The 26,147-nt window shown below is 47.4% G+C and carries 23 protein-coding genes; 14 read left to right on the forward strand and 9 right to left on the reverse strand.

Features of this window, described 5'->3' with window-relative positions; translation table 11 throughout:
- Position 1: 1 nt before the first annotated feature.
- A complete protein-coding gene (locus MET42_RS0100840) occupies positions 2 to 637 on the reverse strand; it encodes a glutathione binding-like protein (protein ID WP_019880782.1) in 636 nt (211 codons plus the stop codon).
- A 17-nt stretch (positions 638 to 654) separates the two neighbouring features.
- The gene (locus tag MET42_RS0100845; RefSeq protein ID WP_019880783.1) at positions 655 to 1,404 is read right to left on the reverse strand and encodes a glucose 1-dehydrogenase; all 750 of its coding nucleotides are present in this window, start codon (positions 1,402 to 1,404) and stop codon (positions 655 to 657) included.
- Positions 1,405 to 1,542: 138 nt separating this feature from the next.
- On the opposite strand from MET42_RS0100845, the gene MET42_RS0100850 reads away from it, so the two are divergent.
- Positions 1,543 to 2,457, forward strand: coding sequence for a LysR family transcriptional regulator (locus MET42_RS0100850; RefSeq protein WP_019880784.1), 915 nt, complete (start codon positions 1,543 to 1,545; stop codon positions 2,455 to 2,457).
- A 1-nt stretch (position 2,458) separates the two neighbouring features.
- Here MET42_RS0100850 and MET42_RS0100855 read toward each other — a convergent pair whose 3' ends face one another.
- On the reverse strand, positions 2,459 to 4,246 hold the full coding sequence (locus tag MET42_RS0100855; RefSeq protein ID WP_019880786.1) for a glutathione-regulated potassium-efflux system protein KefC: 1,788 nt from the start codon (positions 4,244 to 4,246) through the stop codon (positions 2,459 to 2,461).
- Positions 4,247 to 4,380: 134 nt separating this feature from the next.
- Here MET42_RS0100855 and MET42_RS0100860 point away from each other — a divergent pair, with 134 nt between their 5' ends.
- Positions 4,381 to 4,725, forward strand: a complete 345-nt coding sequence (locus MET42_RS0100860) for a thioredoxin family protein (RefSeq protein WP_019880788.1) — start codon at positions 4,381 to 4,383, stop codon at positions 4,723 to 4,725.
- Here MET42_RS0100860 and fabF read toward each other — a convergent pair.
- Positions 4,722 to 5,987 carry a beta-ketoacyl-ACP synthase II gene (gene fabF / locus MET42_RS0100865; protein ID WP_019880789.1) on the reverse strand — a complete coding sequence of 422 codons (1,266 nt, stop codon included), beginning with the start codon at positions 5,985 to 5,987 and terminating at the stop codon, positions 4,722 to 4,724. The genes MET42_RS0100860 and fabF overlap by 4 nt on opposite strands.
- A gap of 107 nt (positions 5,988 to 6,094) precedes the next feature.
- On the opposite strand from fabF, the gene MET42_RS0100870 reads away from it, so the two are divergent.
- From MET42_RS0100870 to MET42_RS0100890, 5 genes are all read left to right on the forward strand, one after another.
- Positions 6,095 to 6,541, forward strand: coding sequence for a helix-turn-helix domain-containing protein (locus tag MET42_RS0100870; protein WP_019880790.1), 447 nt, complete (start codon positions 6,095 to 6,097; stop codon positions 6,539 to 6,541).
- A 247-nt stretch (positions 6,542 to 6,788) separates the two neighbouring features.
- Positions 6,789 to 8,852 carry a class I SAM-dependent DNA methyltransferase gene (locus tag MET42_RS0100875; protein ID WP_019880791.1) on the forward strand — a complete coding sequence of 688 codons (2,064 nt, stop codon included), beginning with the start codon at positions 6,789 to 6,791 and terminating at the stop codon, positions 8,850 to 8,852.
- 2 nt (positions 8,853 to 8,854) lie between these two features.
- On the forward strand, positions 8,855 to 10,108 hold the full coding sequence (locus MET42_RS0100880) for a restriction endonuclease subunit S (RefSeq protein WP_019880792.1): 1,254 nt from the start codon (positions 8,855 to 8,857) through the stop codon (positions 10,106 to 10,108).
- A gap of 39 nt (positions 10,109 to 10,147) precedes the next feature.
- Positions 10,148 to 13,387 carry a type I restriction endonuclease subunit R gene (locus tag MET42_RS0100885; RefSeq protein WP_019880794.1) on the forward strand — a complete coding sequence of 1,080 codons (3,240 nt, stop codon included), beginning with the start codon at positions 10,148 to 10,150 and terminating at the stop codon, positions 13,385 to 13,387.
- 20 nt (positions 13,388 to 13,407) lie between these two features.
- A complete protein-coding gene (locus tag MET42_RS0100890) occupies positions 13,408 to 14,274 on the forward strand; it encodes a DUF3800 domain-containing protein (protein WP_019880795.1) in 867 nt (288 codons plus the stop codon).
- A 213-nt stretch (positions 14,275 to 14,487) separates the two neighbouring features.
- Here the strand turns inward: MET42_RS0100890 and MET42_RS0100895 are convergent, their stop codons facing one another.
- Positions 14,488 to 15,945: a PLP-dependent aminotransferase family protein gene (locus MET42_RS0100895; protein WP_019880796.1), complete on the reverse strand. Its 1,458-nt coding sequence runs from the start codon at positions 15,943 to 15,945 to the stop codon at positions 14,488 to 14,490.
- Between the two features lie 193 nt (positions 15,946 to 16,138).
- Between MET42_RS0100895 and MET42_RS0100900 the strand changes: the two genes are divergently transcribed.
- From MET42_RS0100900 to MET42_RS0100925, 6 genes are read left to right on the forward strand one after another with little or no spacing between them, the layout of a single operon-like run.
- The gene (locus MET42_RS0100900) at positions 16,139 to 17,206 is read left to right on the forward strand and encodes a MoxR family ATPase (protein ID WP_019880797.1); all 1,068 of its coding nucleotides are present in this window, start codon (positions 16,139 to 16,141) and stop codon (positions 17,204 to 17,206) included.
- 26 nt (positions 17,207 to 17,232) lie between these two features.
- On the forward strand, positions 17,233 to 18,150 hold the full coding sequence (locus MET42_RS0100905; protein WP_019880798.1) for a DUF58 domain-containing protein: 918 nt from the start codon (positions 17,233 to 17,235) through the stop codon (positions 18,148 to 18,150).
- A 15-nt stretch (positions 18,151 to 18,165) separates the two neighbouring features.
- Positions 18,166 to 19,143, forward strand: a complete 978-nt coding sequence (locus MET42_RS0100910) for a hypothetical protein (protein ID WP_019880799.1) — start codon at positions 18,166 to 18,168, stop codon at positions 19,141 to 19,143.
- Positions 19,140 to 20,105: a VWA domain-containing protein gene (locus tag MET42_RS0100915; protein WP_019880800.1), complete on the forward strand. Its 966-nt coding sequence runs from the start codon at positions 19,140 to 19,142 to the stop codon at positions 20,103 to 20,105. The genes MET42_RS0100910 and MET42_RS0100915 overlap by 4 nt, the downstream gene beginning before the upstream one ends.
- On the forward strand, positions 20,102 to 20,665 hold the full coding sequence (locus tag MET42_RS0100920) for a tetratricopeptide repeat protein (protein WP_019880802.1): 564 nt from the start codon (positions 20,102 to 20,104) through the stop codon (positions 20,663 to 20,665). Before MET42_RS0100915 ends, MET42_RS0100920 begins: the two co-directional genes overlap by 4 nt.
- On the forward strand, positions 20,662 to 21,627 hold the full coding sequence (locus MET42_RS0100925) for a vWA domain-containing protein (RefSeq protein WP_019880803.1): 966 nt from the start codon (positions 20,662 to 20,664) through the stop codon (positions 21,625 to 21,627). Before MET42_RS0100920 ends, MET42_RS0100925 begins: the two co-directional genes overlap by 4 nt.
- 34 nt (positions 21,628 to 21,661) lie before the next feature.
- Here the strand turns inward: MET42_RS0100925 and MET42_RS0100930 are convergent, their stop codons facing one another.
- From MET42_RS0100930 to MET42_RS0100945, 4 genes are all read right to left on the reverse strand, one after another.
- Positions 21,662 to 22,771 (reverse strand): catalase family protein, encoded by a 1,110-nt coding sequence (locus MET42_RS0100930; RefSeq protein WP_019880804.1) that lies wholly within the window; start codon positions 22,769 to 22,771, stop codon positions 21,662 to 21,664.
- A 130-nt stretch (positions 22,772 to 22,901) separates the two neighbouring features.
- Positions 22,902 to 23,063, reverse strand: coding sequence for a hypothetical protein (locus tag MET42_RS14845; RefSeq protein ID WP_019880805.1), 162 nt, complete (start codon positions 23,061 to 23,063; stop codon positions 22,902 to 22,904).
- Between the two features lie 267 nt (positions 23,064 to 23,330).
- Positions 23,331 to 23,957 carry an isochorismate family cysteine hydrolase YcaC gene (gene ycaC / locus MET42_RS0100940; RefSeq protein WP_019880806.1) on the reverse strand — a complete coding sequence of 209 codons (627 nt, stop codon included), beginning with the start codon at positions 23,955 to 23,957 and terminating at the stop codon, positions 23,331 to 23,333.
- 104 nt (positions 23,958 to 24,061) lie between these two features.
- Positions 24,062 to 24,922 carry a pirin family protein gene (locus MET42_RS0100945; RefSeq protein WP_019880807.1) on the reverse strand — a complete coding sequence of 287 codons (861 nt, stop codon included), beginning with the start codon at positions 24,920 to 24,922 and terminating at the stop codon, positions 24,062 to 24,064.
- Positions 24,923 to 25,041: 119 nt separating this feature from the next.
- Between MET42_RS0100945 and MET42_RS0100950 the strand changes: the two genes are divergently transcribed.
- Positions 25,042 to 25,935: a LysR family transcriptional regulator gene (locus tag MET42_RS0100950; protein WP_019880808.1), complete on the forward strand. Its 894-nt coding sequence runs from the start codon at positions 25,042 to 25,044 to the stop codon at positions 25,933 to 25,935.
- Positions 25,936 to 26,147: the final 212 nt, after the last annotated feature.

The raw sequence follows: 26,147 nt of genomic DNA on the forward strand, positions 1-26,147 counted from the left end.
CTTAAAGTGTTGGCACCACCATGCCTCGCTTAACCGCAGGGCGTTCGCCCACTGTTTTTAACCAGCGTTGCAACGCTGGTTTAGTGTCAAACGAGCCATTTAAAGCTTCTTTGAAATAGACCGTAGCCGCTTGTACCCAAGGGTAGCAGGCAATATCAGCGATTGAATACTTTTCACCTGCCAGATAAGCATTGCTTGTTAACTGCTTCTCCATCACCGTGAACAATCTCTCCACTTCTTCGGTAAATCGCGCAATGGCTAATGGTGATTTCTCCTGGCTTCTCACTGCGAAAAAACCAAGCTGTCCTAACATTGGCCCCAGCGCGCTGGTTTGCCAGTGCAACCATTCCATAGCGCTATAGCGTGCCTGTCCATGAGGTGCCAGAAACTGGCCGCTTTTCTCCGCCAGATAAGTCAGAATAGCGCCGCTCTCAAAAATCACGACCGGGTCGCGATCTGGTTCAGTATCGATGATGGCCGGAATCTTGTTATTATGCGAAATCGCGCTGAAATGGGCAGAAAACTGTTCCAGCTTGCCCAGATCAACCGGGCTCACTGCATAGTCGAGTCCTAACTCCTCCAGCAGGATGGAGATTTTTCGACCATTCGGCGTTGCCCATGTATATAAGTTGATCATTTATTTACTCTCTAAAATTAACGCAAGCCACCACCTACCAACAATTGCTCGCCAGTCAGCCAGTAGGAATCCTCAGAGGCTAAAAAGGCTGCCACTGATGCAATATCATTCGGCTGGCCAGTGCGCCCCAGTGGTGTTTGTGCTACATAGCCGCTCTCCATCTCTGAGCCAATCACACCAGCGGTTTGGGTGCCTTCTGTTGCTACCAGGCCAGGGTTCAAGGCATTGACGCGAATCTTGCGTGGGCCCAGTTCTTTAGATAATGAGCCAGTAATTGCATCCACTGCGCCTTTGGTGGCGGTGTATACGGCAGCACCTGGAGGCGTTAAGCGGCTGACCACTGAGCCGATGTTGATAATACTGCCGCCCTCAGGTAAGTATTTGACCGCGGCTTGCGTGGTGAGCAACAAGCCCAGCACGTTAATGTTGAATTGTTTGTGGAAATGTTCAGGGGTGATCTCTTCAATGGTGGCAAATTCGTAGATACCGGAGTTGTTGACCAAAATATCCAGTTTGCCAAAGTTGCTGATCGCTGCTTCAATAATGGCTTGCGCCTCGGCCGCCTCGCTCACACTGCCACCCACGGCAACCGCCTTGCCACCGGCCTGGGTAATCTCGGCCACCACTTTATCTGCACCTGCTTTACTGGATAAATAATTAACGACCACTGCGGCACCATCTCGTGCAAAACGTTTGGCAATTTCTGCGCCTATGCCTTTGGATGCACCAGTCACCACGGCCACTTTACCTTCAAGTTTCTTGCTCATAAAAATCTCCTAAATAAAAAGTAATGAAGTTGTTTAAATCTGCTGACCACTATAAATAAATAAAAATCACAGCTAAATAAGCTAAATATGCAATCACTGTGCTAATTTATTGGACAATCAAGATCAACAAGGAAGTGTATGGACCGCTTTGACACCATGCTGGCGTTCACGCGAGTGGTAGAACTCGAGAGTTTCACCAAAGCCGCACTGTCACTCAACCTGCCCAAGACCACGGTCTCGGCGCAGGTGCTGGCGCTGGAGAAACGCCTGCGCGTCAAACTGCTGCACCGCACCACCCGGCGCATTAGCGTCACCACTGATGGCGCAGCGTATTACGAGCGCGCGATCCGGCTACTAAACGAACTCGAAGAAACCGAGGCCTCGCTTAAACAGGCCACGGTCAGTGCAAAAGGGCGGTTACGGGTAGATGTTCCTACCCCGTTGGGGAGGTTAGTGATTATTCCGTCGCTGCCGGATTTTTTTAAACGTTACCCGGAAATACAACTGGAGATCGGCTGTGATGACAGGCCGATTGATTTGCTGGAAGAGGGCGTTGATTGTGTGATCCGCATCGGCAATCTGCTCGATTCCAGCCTGGTCGCCCGCCGTGTTGGCACCATGCAGTTTTTGCTGGTAGCCTCGCCAGAGTATTTAAAAACCTACGGCACACCACAAACCCCGGACGACCTGCAACGTCACCAGGCTGTGCACTTCTTTTCATCCAAAACCGGCAAAGTGCGCAACTTCATCCTTCAGCAAAATGGCGTAGAGCAAGAAATCCCTACCATACGCAAACTGGCCATTAATAATGGTGACGCGATTGTCGCCGCTGCACTGGCAGGCATAGGCATCTGCCAATTGCCTACGTTTATGGTGCAAGGCTATTTAAGTGACGGTAAGTTAGAAAAGGTATTGAAGGATTACCCGGCCGGCAGTTTGCCTATCAATGCGCTGTATCCACAAAACAGACATCTCTCATCGAAGGTGCGGGCCTTTATTGAGTGGGTGGCGGAGTTGTTTTCTGAATGTAGCTTGCTACAGAACGTACGCTGAATCAAGGCGCTGCTTGCACCTCATTTTTTTCGGCACTCGTGCTTTCCATTTCCAGCAGGGTTTTCAGATCCTGGCGACCTTGCTCCATGACGCTGGATAAGGCTTTTCTGTCATGCCTGATTTTAAGTGTGGCTTCCAGTTGTTCCTGGTCGTGTTTTTCAAATTGCTTGATGATTCTGGCCGCCGCACTGGCGGTTTCACCAATAGCGACCAGGGATTGTTTAGCCGCTTCTAATGAAGAGTAAAACGTTTCCCGAATCGGATGTAAATCCAGCTCGCGTAAATCAAACGCGTCCGTTCTGCTTCTGGCCCTGGCCACAATCGCTACCTGCGGCCAGCGCTCTTTAACCAGCCTTGCCATCTCCAATGCCGCATGGGAGTCATTAACCGCAATCACCAGTAACTTTGCCTCGGCAATGCCTGCTTCTTCCAGCAGGTCCAGTCTGGAGGCATCGCCGTAATAACAACGCCAGCCAAATTGCCGTGTTAAATCAACCTGGTTAGGGTCGTTATCAATCAGGGTAGGGGTGATGCCTTTGGCCATGAGTACGCGGCCGACGATTTGCCCAAAGCGACCAAAACCGGCAATGATGACGGCGTTATTTTCGGGGATGGCGTCTTTGGGGCGTTCGCTGCATTGCAGGCCGACAAACGCGTCATACAGCAACAGCAGTATCGGTGTGGTCAGCATGGAGACGGCGACCATGGCATTGAGGATGTTGTAGGTGTCGCGTGAAATGGAGTCTTGTGCGAGTGCCAGGCCAAAAATCACAAAGGCGAATTCACCGATTTGCGACAATGATGCGCCGAACAGCAACTTGTCACGCAGTGGGTATTTAAACAGCCAGCCCAGGCCCACCAGCACCAATAGTTTGGTGAGTACAATCAGTAAGGCGCCGCCAAAAATCAGCAATGGCTGGTTGGCAACCAGCGCTAGATCGACGGTCATGCCCACGGCAATAAAAAACAGGCCGAGCAGCAAGCCTTTCACCGGCTCAATATCCAGCCTCAGCTCATAGCGGTATTCCGAGTCGGCCAATAACACACCAGCCAGAAAAGTGCCCAGCGCCATCGACAAGCCTACCGACTCCATGGCGAGCGAGATACCAATCACCAGCAATAATGAAAAAGCGACAAAAATCTCGCGCACACCGGTTTGCGCAATCACGCGCATGATAGGGCGCAACACCGTCCGGCTGGCCAGAACAATGGCGACGATCACGGCAACTGCCTTAGCCACAGCCAACAGGTCAACGCTGGCGCCTGTATGATTAGGCGCAATAAACGCCAGCAGCATAAACAGCGGGATCACCGATAAATCCTGAAACAGCAAGGTGGCAAACGCAGCCTGGCCGCCAGCAGTGTGTAATTGTTTTTTCTCAATCAGCGCGGTCAGCCCAATGGCGGTTGAAGACATGGCGACGCCCATGCCGATAATCAGTGCCTCAGGCCAGCTAAAATGCAGGCTATGCGCAATCACCGTCACCAAACCTATGGTCAGCGTCACTTGCAAGCCACCCAGCCCAAACAGCAGTTTGCGTAACTCCCATACTTTTTGCGATTCAAGTTCCAGACCAATCAGGAACAACATCAGCACCACGCCAAACTCGGCAAAGTGCAGCACATGTTCCGGGTCCGCAATCAGTTTTAAGGCATAAGGCCCAATCAAAATGCCCGCAATCAAATACCCCAGCACCGAGCCCAAGCCCAGCCGCTTGAATACGGGCACTAAAATAATGGCGGCAGACAGGTAAATCGCTGCCTGGACGAGAAAGCTGGAGGTATTCATGCATGCCTTTGTGAGTGTGCTATTTGCAGGGGAAACTATCACACTTGCCTGAGCGATGGAAGCGATGCGTGTTTCTGCTTAGCTTTAGAATGTAGGCGCCAGGCGGCACAGATTGCAGTACGATAACGGTCAATATGGAAAAACTGACTCCCCCAGAACCTTCACGTGACGAGGTGAATAGCCTCAAAGGCCCCACCATGCTCGAGTTTGGCGCCAGCTGGTGCGGCTATTGCCAGGCAGCACAAGCCACCATCAGCGCTGAAATGGTCCAGTTCCCAACCATTCGCCATCTTAAAATTGAAGACGGCAAAGGTCGCAGGCTGGGCCGGTCGTTCCACGTGAAACTATGGCCCACATTAATCTTTATGCAAGACGGCGTCGAGATTCAGCGCCTGGTCAGGCAAATTGACGCCGCAGACTTAAGAGCCGCCTTAAGCAGCGTGTCATCGCCTCGTGATTTCAGCGGCGATAGAATCTAGCTAAAGCGTTTGATAATCACGCTGGCATTCACGCCGCCAAAGCCAAAGCCATTACTAATCGCATAATCAATCGGCAGTTTTTGTGGCCTGGTTTTTACAAAGTTAAGCCCTTCGGCCTGTGCATCCGTGTCTGCCAGGTTTAAGGTGAATGGCGAAATCTGGTCGCGTACCGCTAATGCAGTAAAAATCGCTTCAATGCCACCGGCTGCGCCTAGCAAATGCCCGGTGGACGATTTAGTCGACGCAATCGCTACCGAGTTGTCAGCACCAAACACAGATTTAATCGCCGCAATTTCGCAAGCATCCCCCACCGGGGTAGAAGTCGCATGTGCATTCAAGTGCTGGATATCGCTTGGCGAAATGTCGGCCATCGCAATGGCCGCTTCCATTGCACGTTTGGCGCCATCGCCATCTTCTGGCCCGGCGGTGATATGGTAAGCATCGGCAGAGGTGCCATAACCGACCACTTCTGCAATCGGCGTCGCGCCTCTTGCCAGTGCATGGCTCAGTTTTTCAATCACCAACACTCCCGCGCCTTCGCCCATCACAAAGCCATCACGTTGGCTATCAAATGGGCGCGAAGCCAGTTCCGGGTGCTCATTAAATCCAGCCGAAAGTGCTTTGGCCGCGGCAAAGCCGCCCAAGCTCACCAAATCCACGCAAGCTTCAGCCCCGCCACAAATGGCGATATCCGCCTCATTCGCCCGTATCATGCGCGCCGCATCGCCAATCGCCTGCACGCCCGCGGCACAAGCCGTTACCGGTGCACCCAACGGGCCTTTAAAGCCGTGGCGAATAGAAATATGTCCCGCTGCCAGATTCACCAAAAACGATGGCACGGTAAAAGGCGATAAACGTGAAACACCTTTGTTATCCGTGGTGCGCACCGCATTGGCAATCGCCGGAAAGCCACCAATCCCAGAAGCAATCACTGTCGCCGTCCTGGCCTTGGCACGTTCAGTGCTGGGAAACCACTTCGCCTGCTTGATCGCTTCTTCCGCCGCCACCAAGGCAAACTGGATAAACCTATCCATCTTTTTAATTTCCTTGGCCGCAATCACACCCTCAGCATCAAACCCGCCAGCAGCATCTTCAGCCTTATCCGGCACAATGCCAGCGATTTTGGTATTCAGGTAATCAGCAATACTTGCCGGCAGTTTTTTGATACCAGATTGCCCGGCCAGCAAGCGTTGCCAGACCAGCTCCACACCACAACCCAAAGGAGAAACCATGCCCATACCGGTAATGACAATTCTTTCCATATCTTCCTCAAGCGTAACTATTTATACTGTCACTTTCGTAACTGAAGTCACTATAGTACAGTAACTTTCAAAATAAAAGTAACTTCAATCACATACACGGATCACCTATGAAAAACAAAAGCCTGGGCGATATGCCATGCCCAATTGCCAGAAGCCTTGAGCACGTGGGGGAGTGGTGGAACATATTAATTCTGCGCGAAGCCATGTTGGGCGTCACCAAGTTTGATGACTTTCAAACCAATTTGGGCATCGCCACAAGCACACTCACTAAGCGTTTAAATGCGTTGGTGGAGTCAGGGCTGCTAGAAAGAAATATGTACTGTGAAAAGCCACCAAGGTATGAATACGTGATTACTCAAAAAGGGCTGGATTTCAGACCGGTGCTATTGACAATAATGCAGTGGGGGAATAAGTACTATGCTGAAGAAGGGCCTAACGTTTTATTGATAGATACTGAAACCGGAAAACCAGTGGAAATAGGGTTAGTGGATAAAAATACGCAGTTGGAGATTACTGCTGAACAACATAAAACTACAAGATTTTTAATGGGCTAAAAGTATTTTTTCTAAATTTCATTTTCAGGAAAAATGCAGGGAAACAATTGTAGGCACGTCCTAATATTTGGTGAAGAGAAAGCTATATCTAAGTTTCAAGGCATATTTGTTTTGTATAAATCATTAAGTCTTTTAAAACTCTCTAAAAGGGTTGAGCACAGTAAAAAATCAGTTCACTATGTTGCACTAACTTTACAATCGTCTATACGTAGGCTTTTGCCTAATTAATTTAAATAAAGCAGTCAGTATGAATAAAGAGCAGTTAAAAAAATTAGAAAACGATTTATGGAGGGCAGCCGATAACTTACGGGCAAACTCTGACCTTAAAGCGAGTGAATATTCAACTCCTGTATTAGGGCTAATTTTTTTAAGATTTGCAGATAACAATTACCGCAAACATGAGGCATCAATTATTGCGGAATATCAAAAATTAAAAGGCACTCGTGCTGAAAAAAGCATTTCAGATATCGCTTTAGAACAATGTGGTTTTTATCTACCAGATCATGCGCGCTACGATCATTTACTAAATCTACCTGAAGAGAAAGACATTGCCAAAGCTATTAAAGAGGCAATGAAAGCTGTGGAAGAGTACAAGGTAGAACTAGATGGTGTATTACCAAAAGATGAATACGCTGCGCTGACGCGCACTGATAAAACGCTACCCAAATCATTACTTCGTGCATTTGCAGATATTCCAGCAACCGCTTCAGGTGATCTATTCGGACAGATTTACGAATATTTCCTTTCTGAATTTGCGCGTAGTGAGGGTCAAAAAGGCGGCGAGTTTTTCACACCACGCTCCGTTGTGCGTTTAATGGTAGAGATTATCGAACCACATGGTGGTAAGGTCTATGACCCAGCCTGTGGTTCTGGGGGGATGTTTGTACAATCAGCTGAATTTATAAATGAACATCGTAAAGAGTTGCAAGGTACCGCCAGCGATGTTTATGTTTACGGGCAAGAGAAGACTCGTGAAACCGTGAACCTTGCCAAAATGAACTTGGCCGTGAACGGGTTAAGAGGTGAAATCAAGCAAGCGAACACTTACTATGAAGACCCTCACAAAAGTTTTGGCTCATTTGACTATGTACTAGCAAATCCCCCATTTAACGTTGATGACGTTAATCTAAACTCAGTTGAGAAAGACCCTCGGTTTAATACTTATGGAATTCCCCGTAATAAAACCAAAGTTAAAAAAGAGGATGAGGCAAAGCAAACGGTTCCAAATGGCAATTATCTTTGGATTAATCTATTTGCAACCTCATTAAAACCAAATGGGCGTGCCGCATTGGTCATGGCAAATTCAGCATCTGATGCACGCCATTCTGAAGCAGATATACGCAAAACACTGATCGAGAAAAACCTCATCTATGGCATGCTCACATTGCCATCCAATATGTTTTATACGGTTACGCTGCCAGCAACTGTATGGTTTTTTGATAAAGCCAAAACGGATGACCGAATTTTGTTTATCGATGCGCGAAATGTTTTTACGCAGATAGATCGGGTGCATCGAGAATTCAGTGATGCACAAATTCAAAATATTGCGATCATCAGCCAATTACACAAAGGACACAGCGATAAGTTTGTGCAACTCATAGATCGCTATTTTGAGTCTGGTATGCAGCACATGTTAGAAAATAAATCGAAAGTCTCACCAGTATCAGATAAGTTACTTGAAGTGCTGGATGACTCAGCTGGCAAACATGCTGTTGGGGAGCTAGTTAAACAATGGTCTGGATTAAACCAACTGCAAAAAAGCTATTCTGCATATCTTGAACAATCTGTGCATGAGCAAAATATTGGCAAGAAAAATATAGCTCAGCAGCAATTGCTTGAAGCATTTAACCCGTTTTTTATAGGTTTACATGATGGACTAAAAACATTAGACAAAACGGTACGTCATCATGAAAAACAATTAGCTGAAAATGCGCAAGCACTTGGGAAAAAAGCTATCGCTGATCGTAGGACTAAAACTTTAAAAGATGCTCTGCAACAATTGCATGATGAGGTAAAACTTGCAGAGCTTTATTACATACATATTAAGTGGTTACAAACTCGCTTTCCAAAAGCAAAATATGAAGATGTTACAGGTCTTTGTAAGCTTGCAAGTCAAACAGAAATTAGAGAGCAAGATTATTCACTCAATGCTGGTAGATATGTTGGAGTAGTAATTGAAAGTGATGGAAAGACTGAAGAGGAGTTCATTGAGGACTTAATGAAAGATCACGAAGAGTTTAAAAAGTTATGTAAAAGCGCGAGACAGCTAGAATCCATTATTGATTTTAATATCTCTTTGATCACAGATTAAATATGCAGCAGTACGACACACAGTTTAAAAAATTGACGGACATCGGTACTATAAGTCGAGGAAAATCCAAACATCGTCCTAGAAATGCTCCGGAGCTATATGGAGGACTTTATCCATTTGTGCAAACGGGAGATGTAAAGCATGCGAATTTTTATATCACTCACTATACTCAAACCTATAACGAAAAAGGGCTTGCTCAAAGTAAACTCTGGCAACCTGGCACACTTTGCATAACTATAGCTGCAAATATTGCTGATACAGCAATATTGAAAATACCCGCATGCTTCCCCGATAGCATCATTGGGTTCCTTCCGCGAGAAAATGAGTCTGATGTTAGATTTGTTAAGTACTGCTTGGATACTTATAAAAATGAAATGCAATCAATTTCATTAGGCACTACCCAAGATAATCTTAGTCAAGAAAAACTTTTAAGTTTACGTTTCCGTATTCCGAGTTTTAAACATCAGCAAAAAATTGCTGGTTTCTTAACGGCTTATGATGATTTGATTGAAAACAATCAAAAGCGAATTGAATTGTTAGAAAAAATAGTAGAGGAAATTTATAACGAATGGTTTGTGCATTTCCGATATCCTGGATATGAGAAAGATAAAATAAATAAAGGGTTACCAGAAGGATGGAGGATTTTTAAATTAGGTGATCTTTATAAAACTTCTTCAGGAGGCACTCCGTTTAGAGAGGTTGAGTCGAATTATGGTGGGGATGTTTGTTGGCTCAAGACGGGCGAGTTAAAGTCTACCTTTGTATTAGATACGGAGGAAAAGATTACCCAGCAAGGTTTGGAAAATTCTTCTGCTAAAGTTTATCCGAAGCATACAGTCATAATTGCGATGTACTGTGCGATGCCAGACATCAGTATTCTTGCAGTAGAGTCTGCGACTAATCAAGCGTGTTGCGCTTTCTTTCCCAAAATGGATTTCTTACATTACACATACAATTACATGGTGATTAAAGCTGCACAAAAACATTTAATAAATTTTGCTCATGGTGCAGCACAGCAAAACTTAAGTCAGGCATTAATAAAAATATTTCCATTACTCACGCCAAGAAAAGAGTTAATAGCGGCATTTTCGGAAAAAGCAGAGCCAATATTTTTAGAAATAGAAAAATTGATGCAAGCTAATATTGGCTTACAGAACATCCGAAATAAGCTCCTTTCTCGTTTAATTTCAGGTGAGCTCTCCATCGAACATTTAGATATTCGATTTCCACCAAGTATGTTGGAAGAGAATTCTTAGTTAATAATTTAAGAAAAATAGGCCAAATTAAAAACTGCCATGCCAAACTTAATCACAGAAGACCAAATAGAAAAGGCTTTAGTGCAAAAGTTGCAGCATCTGCATGGTTTTGATGTATTAGATTGCTATACCGCTCAATCAGAAGATTTAAATGATGGGTCAAAGCGTAAAAATAAGCGGGATGTAATTTTTACTGACCGCTTGCTTGAGGCACTGATCTATCTAAACCCAACAATTCCCACTACAGCACTTGAGCAAGTAGTTGAAGTCATATTCAATCGCCGTCTAGTTATGAGTGTGGTTGCGGCGAATGCCGAAGTATATGAGCTTTTACGCGAAGGTGTGCCCGTCACATTTGAAAACGATCAAGGTCTCACTCAGCAAGAGTATGTGAGAGTCATTGATTTTAATGATCCAAAAAATAATCGTTATTTAGTGGTTACTCAATTATGGGTAAGAGGTGAAAAAGGTTATCGCAGGCCAGATTTGTTGCTTTATGTGAATGGGTTACCTTTAGTCTTTGTTGAACTAAAAAATTCTAATGTAAAACTGAAAAATGCTTTTGATGACAATCTGACTAATTACAAAGCCGAGATTCCTCAGCTTTTTCATACCAATATTTTTTGCATACTCTCAAATGCCATAGAAACCAAAGTAGGCAGTATTACCGCCGAATGGGAGCATTTCTTTAATTGGTTACGGGCTGAGGATGAAAAAGAAAAACTGGATCGAGAAACAATAAGGGAGCAGGGAACCAGTCTTGAGGCGGTCATCGCAGGCTTATTGCCTCCACAAAGGTTATTAGATTACGTCGAAAACTTCGTGCTGTTTTATAAAGGCAGCCAAAAAATAATCGCGCAAAACCACCAGTTTATTGGAGTGAATCGAGCGTATGAGGCATTTCTTAATCGTGCAGATTTACAAGGAAGGCTGGGTGTGTTTTGGCACACTCAGGGTTCTGGTAAAAGTTTTTCCATGGTTTTTTATGCGCGCAAAATTCTGCGTAAGCAAACAGGCACTTTCACCTTTGTTATTGTTACTGATCGGGATGACTTAGATGGCCAGATTTATCGCAACTTTTTAAACACTAATACAGTTTCTGAAGCTGAGTCAGCACAACCTAAAAATAGTGAAGAAATGCGTAAGTTTTTGGGCCAGCATAAGCGCCTAGTTTTTACACTAATCCAAAAGTTTAGATTTGATAAAGGCCGTCAATATCCTGTGCTATCAGATCGCAAAGATATTATTGTGATCGTCGATGAAGCCCATCGGACGCAATATAAATCTCTAGCCGAAAACATGCGAACAGGCTTACCAAATGCAAATTACCTTGCTTTTACCGGCACACCTTTATTAGGTAAAGAGCGTAAAACCAATGCATGGTTTGGTGGTTATGTTTCGGAATATAACTTTCAACAATCAATGGATGATGGCGCAACAGTGCCATTGTTCTATCAGAAACGTGTTCCTGAAGTACAAAATCAAAACGAATCTCTCAGTGATGAGTTTTATGAGATTTTGGAAGACGAAAATTTAGATGAAGCTCAGCAGGTCAAACTTGAAAGGCGCTTTGCAAAAGAACTAGAGGTTATTAAACGAGATGATCGCTTAGAGAAAATAGCGGAAGACATTGTTTATCACTTCCCACGGCGTGGCTATCTGGGCAAGGGATTGGTTGTTTCAGTGGATAAATTTACTGCAGTCAAAATGTACGACAAAGTACAGCGGCTGTGGAAAGAAGAGATTAAGCAGCTAGTTGGTCAAATACACTCTTCTAAAAATGACCTTGAGAAAGCCCGTTTAAAGAGAATCGTTGACTACATGCGCAATGTTGAGATGGCCGTTGTAGTAAGTGAAGAAGCAGGCGAAGATGCAAAGTTTTCGGCGCAAGGGTTAAGTGTTGCACAGCATCGACAACGCATGAATAAGTTGGATGCCAATGGACATGACATCGAATATAACTTTAAAGATGAAGCTGATAAGTTACAGCTAGTATTTGTATGTGCAATGTGGCTCACAGGCTTTGATGCTCCCACCATTTCTACCTTGTATCTAGATAAGCCAATGCAAGGTCACACATTGATGCAGACTATTGCTCGCGCCAATAGAGTTACCTCCTACAAAATAAATGGCATTGAAAAGCGGAATGGTGAAATTGTGGATTACTACAACGTATTCCGCAGTATGAAACAAGCGCTAAAAGATTATGCTCAGGGTGACGAAGAGGCTAGACCACCTGTGCAAGAAAAAGATGCGCTATTCGTGCTTTTAGACGATGCCATTTCACAAGGGTTAGCATTTTGTAATGAGCGAGAAATTCCACTCACAGATGTATTAAATGATGATGCCGTTTTTGAGAAGCTTGGGCGGTTTAATCAATATGCGGATATTTTGCTAACCAATGATGAGTGGCGCAAAACATTTAATGTTTATGAAAACACCATGACCTCACTTTACGAGGCATGTAAGCCAGAGATTATGGGTCATGGGCATCAGCAAGGCCGTCTGAGAACGATAGCTGCTTTCCAATATTTGCGTGGTGTGATTGATAGCCTTATTGAGCAAGTAGACATTGATGCTGTGAGTTTGCGAATAGGTGAGCTTTTAGATGAGAGTGTTGTCGTGAATGACGCTGAATCATTTTCTGCGAGACAGAATCAATCTGAGTATCAAATCATTCAAAAAGGTAAGACTTGGGATTTAAGTAAAGTCAATTTTGATAAATTGCGTGAGGAGTTCAAGCAAGCTACTTACAAACATATTGAGATCGCAGATTTGCGTAAGTTTTTGGAGCAGAAAATTGCTTCTATGCTGGAGCAGAATGCAACTAGAACCGACTTTGCAGAGCGCATGCAAAAAATCATTGATGAGTACAATTCAGGTGGTACTGCTACTGAAAACTACTATGAGGATTTGATGCGGTTTGCTGAGGATTTGCACGCAGAAGAAGAGCGCCACATTCGAGAGGGACTTACCGAGGACGAACTTGAGTTATTTGATCTGCTGAAGAAAGAGAAAATGACAAAAGATGAAGAGCAGTTGGTAAAACTAACGGCTCAATCATTATTGAAGCGGCTATTAGAGGAACATCCCAAAGTTCTTGTTCAGGATTGGTTCAAAGACACACAATCTCAGAAACGTGTTTTTTCAGCTGTAGAGCAGGTACTAAATGCGCAATTGCCAGAAAGTTATGATCGATTAATTTTTAGAGAAAAATGCGATAACGTTTTTCATCTAATGCTTAACTACGCAAGCAGTGGTAAGAAATGGGCAGCATAAGGGTGATTGGATGATCGCATATGGAAAAATCAAAAAGTCAGCCACAACAATTTTCCTTGTTTGAAAACGAAGAGTCCAAACACACAGATGATGAAGTGATTTCTGCCACATCTCCTTTTAGTAACTACATCGTTTATGTAGATGAAAGTGGTGATCATGGTCTGCAAACGATTGACCCGAACTATCCTGTATTTGTGCTGGCTTTTTGCATATTTCATAAGCGATATTACAGTGAAAAAGTAGTCCCAGCGCTTGAGAAATTCAAGTTCAACCATTTTGGTCACGATCATGTGGTTTTGCATGAACATGAAATTAGAAAAGAAAAAGGCTTTTTCACTTTCTTCAAAGATAGAGAACACAAATCGGCATTTTTGAATGAGTTAACGTCGATTATTGAAGAAAGTAATTTTATTCTCGTAAGTTGTGTGATTGATAAAGAAGCATTGCGAGCGAAGAATGGTGATGCTTCAAATCCTTACCATTTAGCATTGGGATTTTGTTTAGAAACTCTCTTTGAGTTTTTGAAAGAAAAGAAACAAGATCAAAAGCAAACGCATGTTGTTGTGGAGTGTCGAGGCGATAAAGAGGATAACGAGTTAGAGCTGGAATTCAGACGGATATGCGATGGCGAAAATCAACTCGGAACGACTTTGCCCTTCAATATTGTTTTTGCTAAAAAGCAGGTAAATTCAAGTGGCTTGCAATTGGCAGATTTAGTAGCGAGACCTATTGGATTGAGAGTCATTAGGCCCGATCAACAAAATAGAGCTTATGAAATTTTGAAGCGTAAGTTTTATTGTGAAGGTGGTAGAGAAAAAGTCGGAGAGCAATACGAAAATTGGGGGTTAAAGATTTATCCACCCCAAGAAAGCGAAAAGCCCCGATGATCTCACCGAGGCATTAGCGCCGACCGGGTACTCCCAGTCCATTTATAGGGCGAATGATAAGTTAGTGGTTACTCAGCTGTCAATAAAATTTACAAAACTGTAACTAGTTGTATGTATTTGTGACACCTAACTGCTTCAATAAATCTTTAATATTTATCTCGACTGGCAAGCCCAAATCAATTTTCAACTACCGAGAATTACTCGGTAGTTCGTTCATGAAAAAACTGTTTTCAAGGCTAATACACCTTTCTCCAACTCCATAGTCGTTAAACTACCAAACCCTAACCGAATTGCATGAACGCTTTGCTGTGATTCTGAAAACAAGGTACCTGGCAAAATGCGTACTTTATGTTTTAAAGCTTGTTCGGCAACTTTCTCCACATCATAACCTTCCTTCAAACGTAACCAAATCGCCAGTCCACCATCGGGGGCATCGAAGATAACGTATTCTTTGAGTTCTTTTTTAATCAGCGCAATCAGCAGGTTTCTGCGTTCGTTATACACTTTAAATGTCCGGCGGATATGACGTTTGATTTCGCCGGAATTCATCAGCTCGGCCACGGCCAGTTCGGTGATTGAATTACCTTGTCGGTCTATGAGCATCACTTCTTTTGCACAGCGGTCTATAAGGCTGGGTGTTGCCACCAGGTAACCTACCCGTAAACCGGGGGCGAGCACTTTGGAGAGTGAGCCGACATACATGACACGGCCGCCGTGGTTGGTGCTGGCGAGTGGAAACACCGGGTGATAAGCAAAGTGGAATTCGTGATCGTAGTCGTCTTCTACAATGGTGAAATCATATTGCTCGGCCAGCATCAGTAGCTTTAAGCGTCGTTCGGCGGTCATAATGACGGTGGTGGGGAATTGGTGGTGCGGTGTCACATAAATGGCGCGGATGGTGTGTTGTTGGCACAGTTTCTCTAGCGCGACTACATCAATGCCATGTTTATCTTGGCCGACAGTGAGGATATTGGCACCGCAGGATCGAAACGCTTCTTTCGCTGCCGGGTAACTCAGTTGTTCCACCACAATATTGTCACCTGGCCGAGTGAGTACACGTGCCGCCAGGAAAATGCCCATCTGGCTGCCACGTGCGATACAGATCTGGTCGATATCGACACTCAGGCCTCTTTCCATATTGAGCATGGTGGCGATGGATTGGCGTAATGCCAGCGTGCCGCGTGGGTCGCCGTAGCCCAGGTTGTTGCCTTTGCTGGAGCCGATCAGGGCATGGCGGAAAGCACGTGACAGAATATTAAACGGGATCAGGCGTGAATCGGGGATGCCGTCATTAAAGTCGATGACGCCTTCCAGCGGCGATTGGTAGCACAGCAGCGGGTGTGTGGTGGCGGCTACCACGTTGGCAGGTTGTTGGCTGGTTTTGGCAGTTTGCGCTTGCGTATTGAAATTGGGCAGGTTAGCCGAGACAAACGAGCCTCGGCGTTGCTCGGTGACCAGCCAGCCTTGGGCGATCAGTTCGTCATAGGCCAGGATCACCGTTTTGCGGTTCACATTGAGCTTTTCTGCCAGTTCGCGCGTGCCTGGCATGGCGGTGGAGGGCGCGAGCCTGCCTTTTTGGATTTCTTCCATGATTTGCTGGGCAATTTGCAGATAGACCGGCAAGCCTGAGGTCTCGGTGATTGTTAGTTTAAGGCTCCACGAACGTAGCATTTTTCATCTCTCCATTACTCACAGCACATCCTCAATATAGGGAAAAAATCCCTTTCCTTGGGCGTCAATCTGGATTACTCAAGTATCACTATATCTCACAACTCACTGGACCAGCAAAGTTCTTGAAACTGGAGGATTGTGGATTTGTAACACTCTGTTACATTTTTGAAACATTCTATTAAAGGAAAGATTCATGTCACCTACCTCTGATATTCGATTGGCATTAGATACCCAACTGACAGACTGGCGTCAGCATGCTTTGAACCTTGAAAAGCAGGTAAATCAGGTGATCGTTGGGCAAAGTAAAGCCGTGCGGTTAATGAACATCGCTATTTTTGCCCGTGGGCATGTGTTGCTGGATGGTGGCGTGGGCGTGGGTAAAACCACCTTGCTGCAATCGATTGCGCGCGGCATTGGCGGGGCATACGAGCGTATCGAAGGGACGGTCGACCTGATGCCGAATGACCTGATCTACCACACGTTTTTGGGGCCTGATGGTCGTCCTCAGATTGATGAGGGCCCGTTGCTGCGTGCGGGTGAGAATTTGTCCGTGTTCTTTTTTAACGAGATCAACCGTGCGCGGCCGCAGGTACATGCCTTGATGTTGCGGGTGATGGCGGAGCGACATATCAGCGCGTTTAAAAAAGAATACCGCATGCCGCACATGATTGTGTTTGCCGACCGCAACCAGGTGGAAAAGAACGAGACGTTTGAGATTCCATCTGCGGCGCGTGACCGTTTTATGATGGAAATCCCGATTGAGATTCCAACAGATCGTGAGTTGAAAAAGTCACTGGTGTTCAATACCAAGTTCCAGCATGCCGAAAAACTGACGCAACAGGTTGAGAGCGATATTTTGAAATTCGACCAGCTGAATGCTTTTTCTGATCGCCTGCAAGACCATATTAAATCCAGCGATGTGCTTGAAGAGTACACCATGGATTTGTGGGATGCGACGCAACATCCGGAAAAATTTGGCGTGACCATGGACAGTGTGGATGTGGGGCGTGTGATCCAGACCGGCGCCAGCCCGCGCGGTATGGGTATGCTGATGAAGGCAGCACGTGTGAATGCCTGGCTGAATGGCCGTGACAGTTTGTACCCGGAAGATATTCATGCTGTGTTCCATGAGGTGATTTCACACCGCCTGGTGTTTAACGCGGCCTATGAAAATCGCAGAACGGCGCTAGCCAGGGAGCTGACCAGCAACATTATCCGCACCGTGGCTGTGCCTAGCCTGTCGTTTAGCAAAGCTGCTTAAGGTCTCTGCATATGAAAGCAGCAATCATGCGGTCATTGACAAAGCGGGCAGGGAAAGCCGTCGACAGCCAGGCGCGCGCGCATCTCGATGAGGCGAGCTACGCGCGGCCTTTTGAGTATGTGGTTGGCTGGAAGTCGGACAGCATTCAGCTCGGTGATCATCCAGGCACGCAGCGCGGCCTTGGCTCGGATTATCGTGGCACGATTAACCTGGTGGATTACCCGGATGCCAGGCGCATGGATTTACGGCAAACCATACGTGATCCGTTTGAGCAGGTGCAGGTGCGGCAGTTTAACCAGGACAGCACGACGCCGATTTATGCGGTGTGCGACTTGTCCAGCTCCATGCAATTCAAGGGGCATAAACGCAAGCTGGATACGGCGATTGAAATCGCAACGGCGGTAGCGAATTCGGCTTATCACATGGGCGATTTGTTCGGCTTTATTGGCTACAACCAGCAAGTGCTAGAAGACTTTACCTTGCCGTTGAGCCGCAATTATCACCAGAGCAAACAAACTATCGGTTTGTTACATGATTACCAGCAGTTGCGTATCGGCGTGGATGGTGTGACGGATGTGCCTAACTTTTTGGGCCAGACACGTGCGCTGGTGTTCTGGATTTCGGACTTTCATATGCCGCTGCCAGTGATCGAGAGAACCTTGTTGGCGATGTCTGCCCACAAAGTGGTGCCGATTGTATTGTGGGACGACGAGGAATACAAAAAACTGCCCAAATTTGGCTTTGGCACCATGATAGACCTGGAAAGTGGCCGCAATCGTACGCTGTTTTTCCGCAGCGAAGTGAAAGCCAAGTTCATCAACGCATTTAATGCGCGCAGGCATGCGCTAGAGGCTTTATTTTTGCGCTTTGAGAGCCCGGCGTTGTTTATGCATGGCGACTACAGGCCAGAGCTGATGACGCATTATTTTGAACAAGCCATGTGACGCGAAGAGACCATCATGCAAACACAGATTTCACACAGGACGACAACCAGGGCGCTGCAACGCCTGTTGATCGTCACCAGTCTATTATTCACGGTTAACCATGCGCTGGCAGCAGACGCTGATACATCCGCAAGCAAACCGGCATCACCAGCATTGCGCGTGGCTAATCCAGCGTCAAGCCATGGTGTACATATTGGCGATGTGCTCAGCAGAACCGTTATTGTGGATGCGCCAACCGCGTATCAACTGGCCGACAGTGGCTTGCCTAAAAAAGGTAGCAAACATGATGGCATCGAGCTGGTCGATGTGGCCTTACAAACCAAAGCGCAGGCGGACCACACCCAGTACACCTTGCAATTGCGTTACCAGGTATTTGCGGTGAGCACGACCCCTAGTGTGATGCATTTACCCGCTGAGAAACTGAATTTCAGTCATCCTGCGGCAAGCGCTACCACTATTGATATCCCGGCGTGGGGATTCTGGTTTTCACCGTTGGTGACTGGCGGCACATCAACCGCCAAGAAAAATCTATTGCCGGAAGTGAACACACCGCTGATAGATAGCCGTGCCGATCGACAACGCCTGGGCTTGTTTTTAACCCTGGCAATCACAAGCCTGTTGGCCTTGCTTTATATGAATGCTGATGGCCACTGGTTGCCATTTATGGGCGGGGCCTTTGCGCGGGCGCACCGGCAGCTCAAGCGCCTGGCAAAATCCTCCCGGCCCAAAACCGCCGCAGAAGAGAAAAAGGCGTTGGTCTATTTGCACCAGGCGTTTAACCAGCACTATGGCGCCAATATTTTTGCGCGGGATGTGGATGAGTTTGTGCGTTTGCGCCCGAGCTTTAAAAACCTGCAGCCTGAGATCATACAGTTTTTTGCCGCGTCGAATCAATCCCTGTATGACGTGCGTGCCCGTGATAGCCAGCAGGTGATTACGCAACTGGTGCAATTCAGCAAGCAGCTGCGGGATTGCGAGCGGGGCGTGGCATGATTATTTTAAATCCCTGGGCGTTTGCCTTATTGCCTATCGCGCTGTTGCCTTTCTGGTTAAAGGGCCATCAAGGCCAGCATTACAGCTGGCTGGACATCATCCCGGAGGACCTGTTTTCAGACCGGCTGAACCTGGCGGTGAAGGTGATTATGTCTTTGCTGTTGCTGAGCATCGTCATTGCGCTGGCGGCACCACGCGGCGCGGATGAGCAAGTGCCCCGCGTGGGTAAGGGTGCGCAAACCGTGATGGTGATAGACCGTAGCGTGAGTATGGACCACCCGTTTGCGGGCGATGCTTCAGGGCATGTGGCGGAAATCAAGTCTGCTGCGGCGCGGCGCATTATTACGCAGTTTATTGATTCACGGCCGAATGACATGATGGGCGTGGTGGGGTTCACCAACTCGGCGTTGTACGGCATCAAAATCACCACTAATCGCGACGCCATCCATGCGGCGATCGTGGCGGCCACCAGCCCGTCATTGAACCAGACCAATATCGGCGCCGGATTAACCGAGGCCGTTGGCTTGTTCGATAACATCCAGAGCTCTGGTTCACGGGCGGTGATTTTATTGTCGGACGGCGCCGGCAAACTCAGTCCGCGCGTGAAGTTTTTACTGAGCGAGCGCCTGAAAAGCCGCAAATTGAGTATTTACTGGATCATGTTACGCGAACCAGGTGAGCCGAGTATTTTCTCCAAAGAGCAATATGACGAAGACCGTACGCCAAATTCCATCGTGCTGCATAAGTATTTCCAGTCATTGGGCCTGAAATACAAAGCCTATGAGGCGGATGATCCGGAGACCTTGCAATCGGCGATTAATGACATCGACTCACGTGAAAAAAAGGCGATTCAATATCGCGAGACCATTGCTGGCTATGACTATTCCAAGGTGTTTATGGTTTCTGCGCTGCTTTTGGTGTTGTTGATGCTGGTGATTAAAAATTTGAGGGTGTACGAATGAAAAACCATTTAATGCGCAAAAACCAGCTGCTTGGCGTTGTCTTCATTGTCGGCGTGTTGGGCAGTCTCTACGAAGCTTACCAAGTGCACAAAATTACCTCGGCCAATACAGTATTGCAACATGGTGACGTGTTGGAGGGCGACTTGTTCCCGTTTCACCAGAAGTTTGCCGATGCTTACCAGCAAGGTAAAACGGGTAATTACAAGCATGCGATACAGAATTTCGGCCAGTTGTTAGAGGCGCCTAAACAGCACGATGAGGCCTTGTTCACGCCTAGTCCAACGTTGAAGGCACAGATCCATTTCAATATCGGTAACCAGCTGTTCCGGTCTGGTTTGCAACGCCTGGTGGAGGCAGATGGTGCGATTCAGGAGCAAGCCAAATTTGATTATTTGCAGGCGAGGGCGGCATATGAGCAATCACTCAAACTTGATCCGGGCAACCAGGCGGCCAAGTTCAATTTGAGTTTATTGCATGGCGTGATTCCGACCCATATCAAGACTGTGCCGCAGGATCCTTCAGGCATGGAAATCAGCAATTTGCCACAGGGGTTGCCATGAAACGCTTTTTTTCACTGTTAAAAGCGCACTACGAAACGGCTTTTTTGCTGGGCGCTGCCGTCTTTCTGCTGTTGGCGCTGGTCAAGCCGGACATTCAACTCAAGCAAGAAGTACACAATTATTTGTTGCTGGCAGATATTTCGCAAAGCATGAATGCGGAAGATATGCAGGTCGATAACAAACCAGCCACGCGCTTGGCTTATACACAGCATCTGATGAAGCAAGTGGTGAAAACATCGCCTTGCGGTACGTATGTCAGCGTGGGCGTGTTTGCCGCGGAGAACGTGGCTTTATTGTTTATGCCACTGGAAGTGTGCGCTAACTTCGATATTATCACTGACAGTATTAACCACCTGGAGTGGCGCATGGCCTGGAGTGGTAACAGCCGCATGACGTTTGGCGTGAAGGCTGCCGAGGCGACGTTTGATTACCTGAATATTCCGGCACAAATGCTGTTTTTTACCGATGGTGACGAAGCGCCCAAAGCCAATGGCATTAACAAACTGGATATCAGCGATGTGCGTATAGGTAAAAATGTTATTTTTGTTGGCGTCGGCGGTAAAGAGCCTGCACCGATCAAGCGCTTTAATTCGAATAATCACTTTGTCGGTTATTGGGGCACCGATGCCGCGGCCGAAAGCGCGGGTGGTGGTGTCAATTACAGTGATGCCAGCAAGGATGATCCTGATCCACCGGTGGCGTACGCCGAGTTTGACCGCTATTTGTCCAGCCAGGATGTGGAACATTTGAAAGAGATGGCGGCCGAGATCAAGGGGCAATATATCGAAGGCATAGACCAGCCGGCATTTTATACATTTGTGCAGTCGCAAACGCCCGCCGCCAAATTTGTCACCAGCTATTCGGTCAAGTGGCTGTTTCTAAGCCTGGCGGCATTGATGGTGATTGCCACCTACCTGCCGGATGTGTGGGCGTGCCGCGGGCGTGCACCTCGCCCCGCCTAGGGGGATTTGTTGAGAGGCTGGCGTGATCTGTGCATCAGCACAAGTCATCCAGGCTCGTTGGCTCACACACCGGCATGCCTGTCGGTGCCGCGCTCAGATTTCTGGACATCTCGTAGCTCATTTTTCTCAAGCGCATCACCGAGCCTAAGGGCCGATGCGATTGAATGCCATGCCAGGGCGAGAACATCATGCCTTCATCGACCACATGCGAACGATAGGGACTCCAGGCGATTTGCGGTTTGGCGGTAATGCGGGCAATCGGAATGTACGGCGACACATCTGCCGACCAGATCACGGTAGAGTCTTCGATCGGCATTTGCTTGATATCGGTGCATAGCTGTACGCGCAACTCCCACACTGCGGTGTGGGCAATAAAGTAATCAACGATGGATTTCCTCAGGCCATCGGAGGCGAGGGTATCAATCGGTTTGTTGGTGAGGGTGAGCAGGTCGGGTGAGATCGGTACAAAGGCAATTTTGGCCATGTAGTTGCCGTATAGAATCGGGTCCTGACTAAAATAGGTTTCACCCAGAATATTGGTTTCTTGTGCCTGGTGCAGGTTTCTGATCAGGGTTTGCTGGCCACTTTTGAGTGACTCGACCAGCTTGGCCGTTGAGCGGAATATTTGTGACAAAAAATGCCTGAACTCAGTGCTGGTTTCGGGCGTGGAGGCGATGTGCTTCAGGTTGGAGAGAAACACCTGTACGCTGGACGACAGGAAACTGGCACCATTCACAAATAAAAAGTCCTGCGTAATGGCCTTCTCGCTGCCAGGTAATCTGTCACCATTCACGCCAAGCACCTTGATTGCCAGGCTGCGTGGCGTGCAGGTTTTGTCGTGCAAAATATCGCCCGGCACGGTTGAAAAGCGCATGACCAGCGGCAGGGTTTGCGCTTTGGCAAACATGCCTTGTGCCAGGGGCGCGGGGAGGTTATCGTAAATCTCCATTTCTGCAGAGATCAGGCCGTGACTTTTAATATGCACGCTACGGGCGCTGTAAGCAGAATGTCTGGCCGTGATTTCTGAGATTTTGCGCAGGGTATATTGCAGGTTTTCCCGGCTTTGGGTTTCGCTGTCCGCCAGCACTTCATACGCTGGTTGATAGTTGAGTGGTGAAATTCCAATATCAGCAGTTTGTTGCATAACAACCCCCACTTTTTAAACAAGTCTGGCAGGGGCTTTATAAAAGACTCACCCTTTCAAACCTGAATGGATTTTTTGAGCATGTTTACCAAACATTGGCACTGTATTGATGGATTAAAGCTTAGGAGACTCAGGAGGAGTTATCCTTGGTTTCACCAGCTTGTTTGCGTTGCTTGTTGACAATTCTAGCGGCGACTTCTTCTTCGCGGCCGGGGTAACGATGGTCTTGCTTGAACGCGTGTTTGAGGGTTTCGTATTCTTGTTCGCGCTTGGGACTGGATCCTCTAGGCATATGCATACTCCTTCATTCGTTGAGTACAAACGGCAGCCGTTAAGGCTGCCGTATTTGCCATGTGATGAATGAAACTCGAAATGCATTCGACACTTCATTTCACACACGACAATTGCAGATTACGCTAATTGACCTGAATACTTAATAAGCAATGTTCCTATTGTGATGTAGGAAACGCTTTATGGCATAAAACTAAAAAATGCCATGCGATTATTAGACAAAAAGTACGCAAAAAAAGTTCCGCATCTTTCTACAACTTGCCAATTTTTACCTGGCTTGTTGCGCATTGAATGCAGTCATCAAATTGCGATAGTCTGGAATATGATTGGCGCACAAGGCACCCAGGCCTTCAATATCATTGCGCCAGTCGCGGTGCAGTTCACAGGCCACACCAAACCAGGTCATCATTTGTGCACCTGCGGCCTCCATGCGACGCCATGCCGCATCGCGCGTCAGTTCGTTAAAGGTGCCTGAGGCATCGCCTACGACAAATACTTCAAAGCCTTCTTCTATGGCTGATAGTGCAGGGAAGGCAACACAGACTTCGGTGACCACCCCGGCGATAATCAATTGTTTTTTGCCGGTGGCCTTAATCGCTTTGACAAAGTCTTCGTTATCCCAGGCGTTGATTTGACCAGGGCGGGCAATATAGGGTGCATCAGGAAACAAGGCCTTCAATTCTGGCATCAACGGGCCATTCGGGCCTGTTTCAAAGCTGGTAGTTAAAATAGTGGGTAAGTTGAAAAACTTGGCGGCATCAGCTAACGCCAGTACATTATTCTTAAAACGGTCCGGTTCGATATCACGTACCAGTGATAGCAGGCCCGCCTGGTGGTCTACCAGCAAGACGACAGCGTTGTCACGGTCCAGGCGTACATAAGGTTTGTTGTTCATGGTGAGTATCCTCTCAAGAGATGTTGGTTGGAGATCACGGCAGCCAGCAATAAAGAATGGGGCGCTGGCTGCCGTGTTTCCTGTTTTTAAAATAGTTTACCGATTTAAGCAGTGGCAAAGCGACCCTGGTTAAAGTCATTAATCGCCTGGTCAATTTCCTCCCAGCTATTCATGACAAATGGGCCATGACCTACCACAGGTTCATTCAGCGGTGCACCGTTGAGTAACAACAGCACGGTGTCCTGCTGGGCCTGCAATACCAGCTCATTGCCCTCGCGCTGCATCACAGCCAGCTCAGCGGGGCGGATGGTATGCACTTCACCGGTTTTCACAGCGCCATGCAGCACAAAAATGGCGGTGGTGTGGCCTTCCGGCAAGGTGAAGGTAGTGCGTGTGCCCGCATTCAGGCGCACATCCCACACATTCATCGGGCTGAAGGTATTTGCCGGGCCTTTGTGGCCTGCATATTCACCGGCAATCACGCGGACTTTCCCTGCTTCCTCCAGCAAAGCCACTTCCGGAATCTGATCGCGGGTAATCCCCTGATACCCTGGCGCGGTCATTTTGTCCTTGGCCGGCAGGTTGACCCATAACTGGATCATTTCAAACGGACCACCTGTACGTGCATAGTCATCGCCGTGATACTCCTCATGAATAATGCCCTTACCAGCGGTCATCCACTGCACTTCGCCTGGGCCGATGGTGCCACCAGCGTTAGTGGAATCATGGTGTGAGACCTGGCCGTCATAAACAATGGTCACGGTTTCAAAACCACGGTGCGGGTGCTGGCCAACACCGCGTCTGTGCGTGGTTGGCTCAAAGCTGGCAGGACCGGCGTAATCCATCAACAAGAAAGGCGAAATGTCATTGGCAATGTCACGGTAAGAGAAAATACTTTGTACCGGAAAACCATCACCTACCCAGTGGTTACCGTTGCTGCGTTTGATAAAAGCCAGTTTTTTCATGATGATTCCCTTTCAGAAATGTTTGCGTGTTTGCATGGTTCACACTATAAACACATGACTTTTAAGGTACTAGATGGTTAAATGTGAAATTACTTTTCAATTAAATGAACAATTGAGTCATGGACTTTAATGAAGCCGCTGTATTTGTGAAGGTGGTGCAGGCGGGCAGCTTTAGCGCTGCCGCGCGGCAGTTGGGATTGCCGACCTCGACCATTAGCACCCGCGTAGCGCGGCTGGAGCGACGGCTGGGCGTCACCCTGTTGCAACGCACTACACGCCGCTTAAACCTGACTGAAGCTGGCGCCTTGTATTTTGAGCACGCGTCTACCGGCCTGGGTTACTTGCTTGAAGCTGAAGCGGCGCTGGATGAAGCGCGTCAGCAACCGCAAGGCGTGTTAAAAGTCACAGCACCGGCTGACCTCGGGGATGCTTTGCTGGGAGGCTTGGTGACACAGATGCAGCGCACCTACCCAGCCTTGTCGCTGGAGTTAATGCTCACCGAGCGTTATGTTGACCTGGTGGCAGAAGGCGTGGATGTGGCGATTCGAACGGGGGAATTACGTGACTCCAGTTTGATTGCCAAGTCACTAGGCACCATACAATGGGCGCTATTTGCCAGTCCATCGTATTTGCAGTTGGCGGGGCAGATTGCCACGCCAACTGACCTCAGCCAGCACCAATGCGTGCAATTCACGCCCATGGGGCGGCATCAATGGGATTTGCAGCGCGGTACAACAGCCATACGCGTCCCCTTGGCTGCACGTACCCTGGTTAACAGCATAGGCGTGGTCAGAGCGATGGCCGAAAACGGGCAGGGCGTGGCCTTGTTGCCGACATTTATCTGTCAGCCGACGGTACAGACTGGCGGCTTGCAGCATGTATTGCCAGACTGGCGCGGGCGCGCGGATGCCGTGCATCTGGTTTACCCGAAGCAACGCTTTATGCCACCTAAATTGCGCAGTTTTATTGACCTGGCGGTGGCTGAGTTAAAGCCGTTGTTCAGTACGCAATAGGCTTTTCTACGCTGGCTGCCCGTTTGGCAACGTATAGTTACCTGTTATGACGTGGTTATCTGAATGTCATTGCTGACATTTCTTAGATTATATTTTCTATTTTTCTATTAAAAACAAGCCTTTGTATAGTGTGTTTTTTTAATTTTGAGCGCATGATAAGTGCGTAAAACTAAAGTATCAGCCAGCAATAACCGTTGTTAAGATGTTAACAA

This window comes from Methylophilus sp. 42 (assembly GCF_000384155.1).
GTDB lineage: Bacteria > Pseudomonadota > Gammaproteobacteria > Burkholderiales > Methylophilaceae > Methylophilus.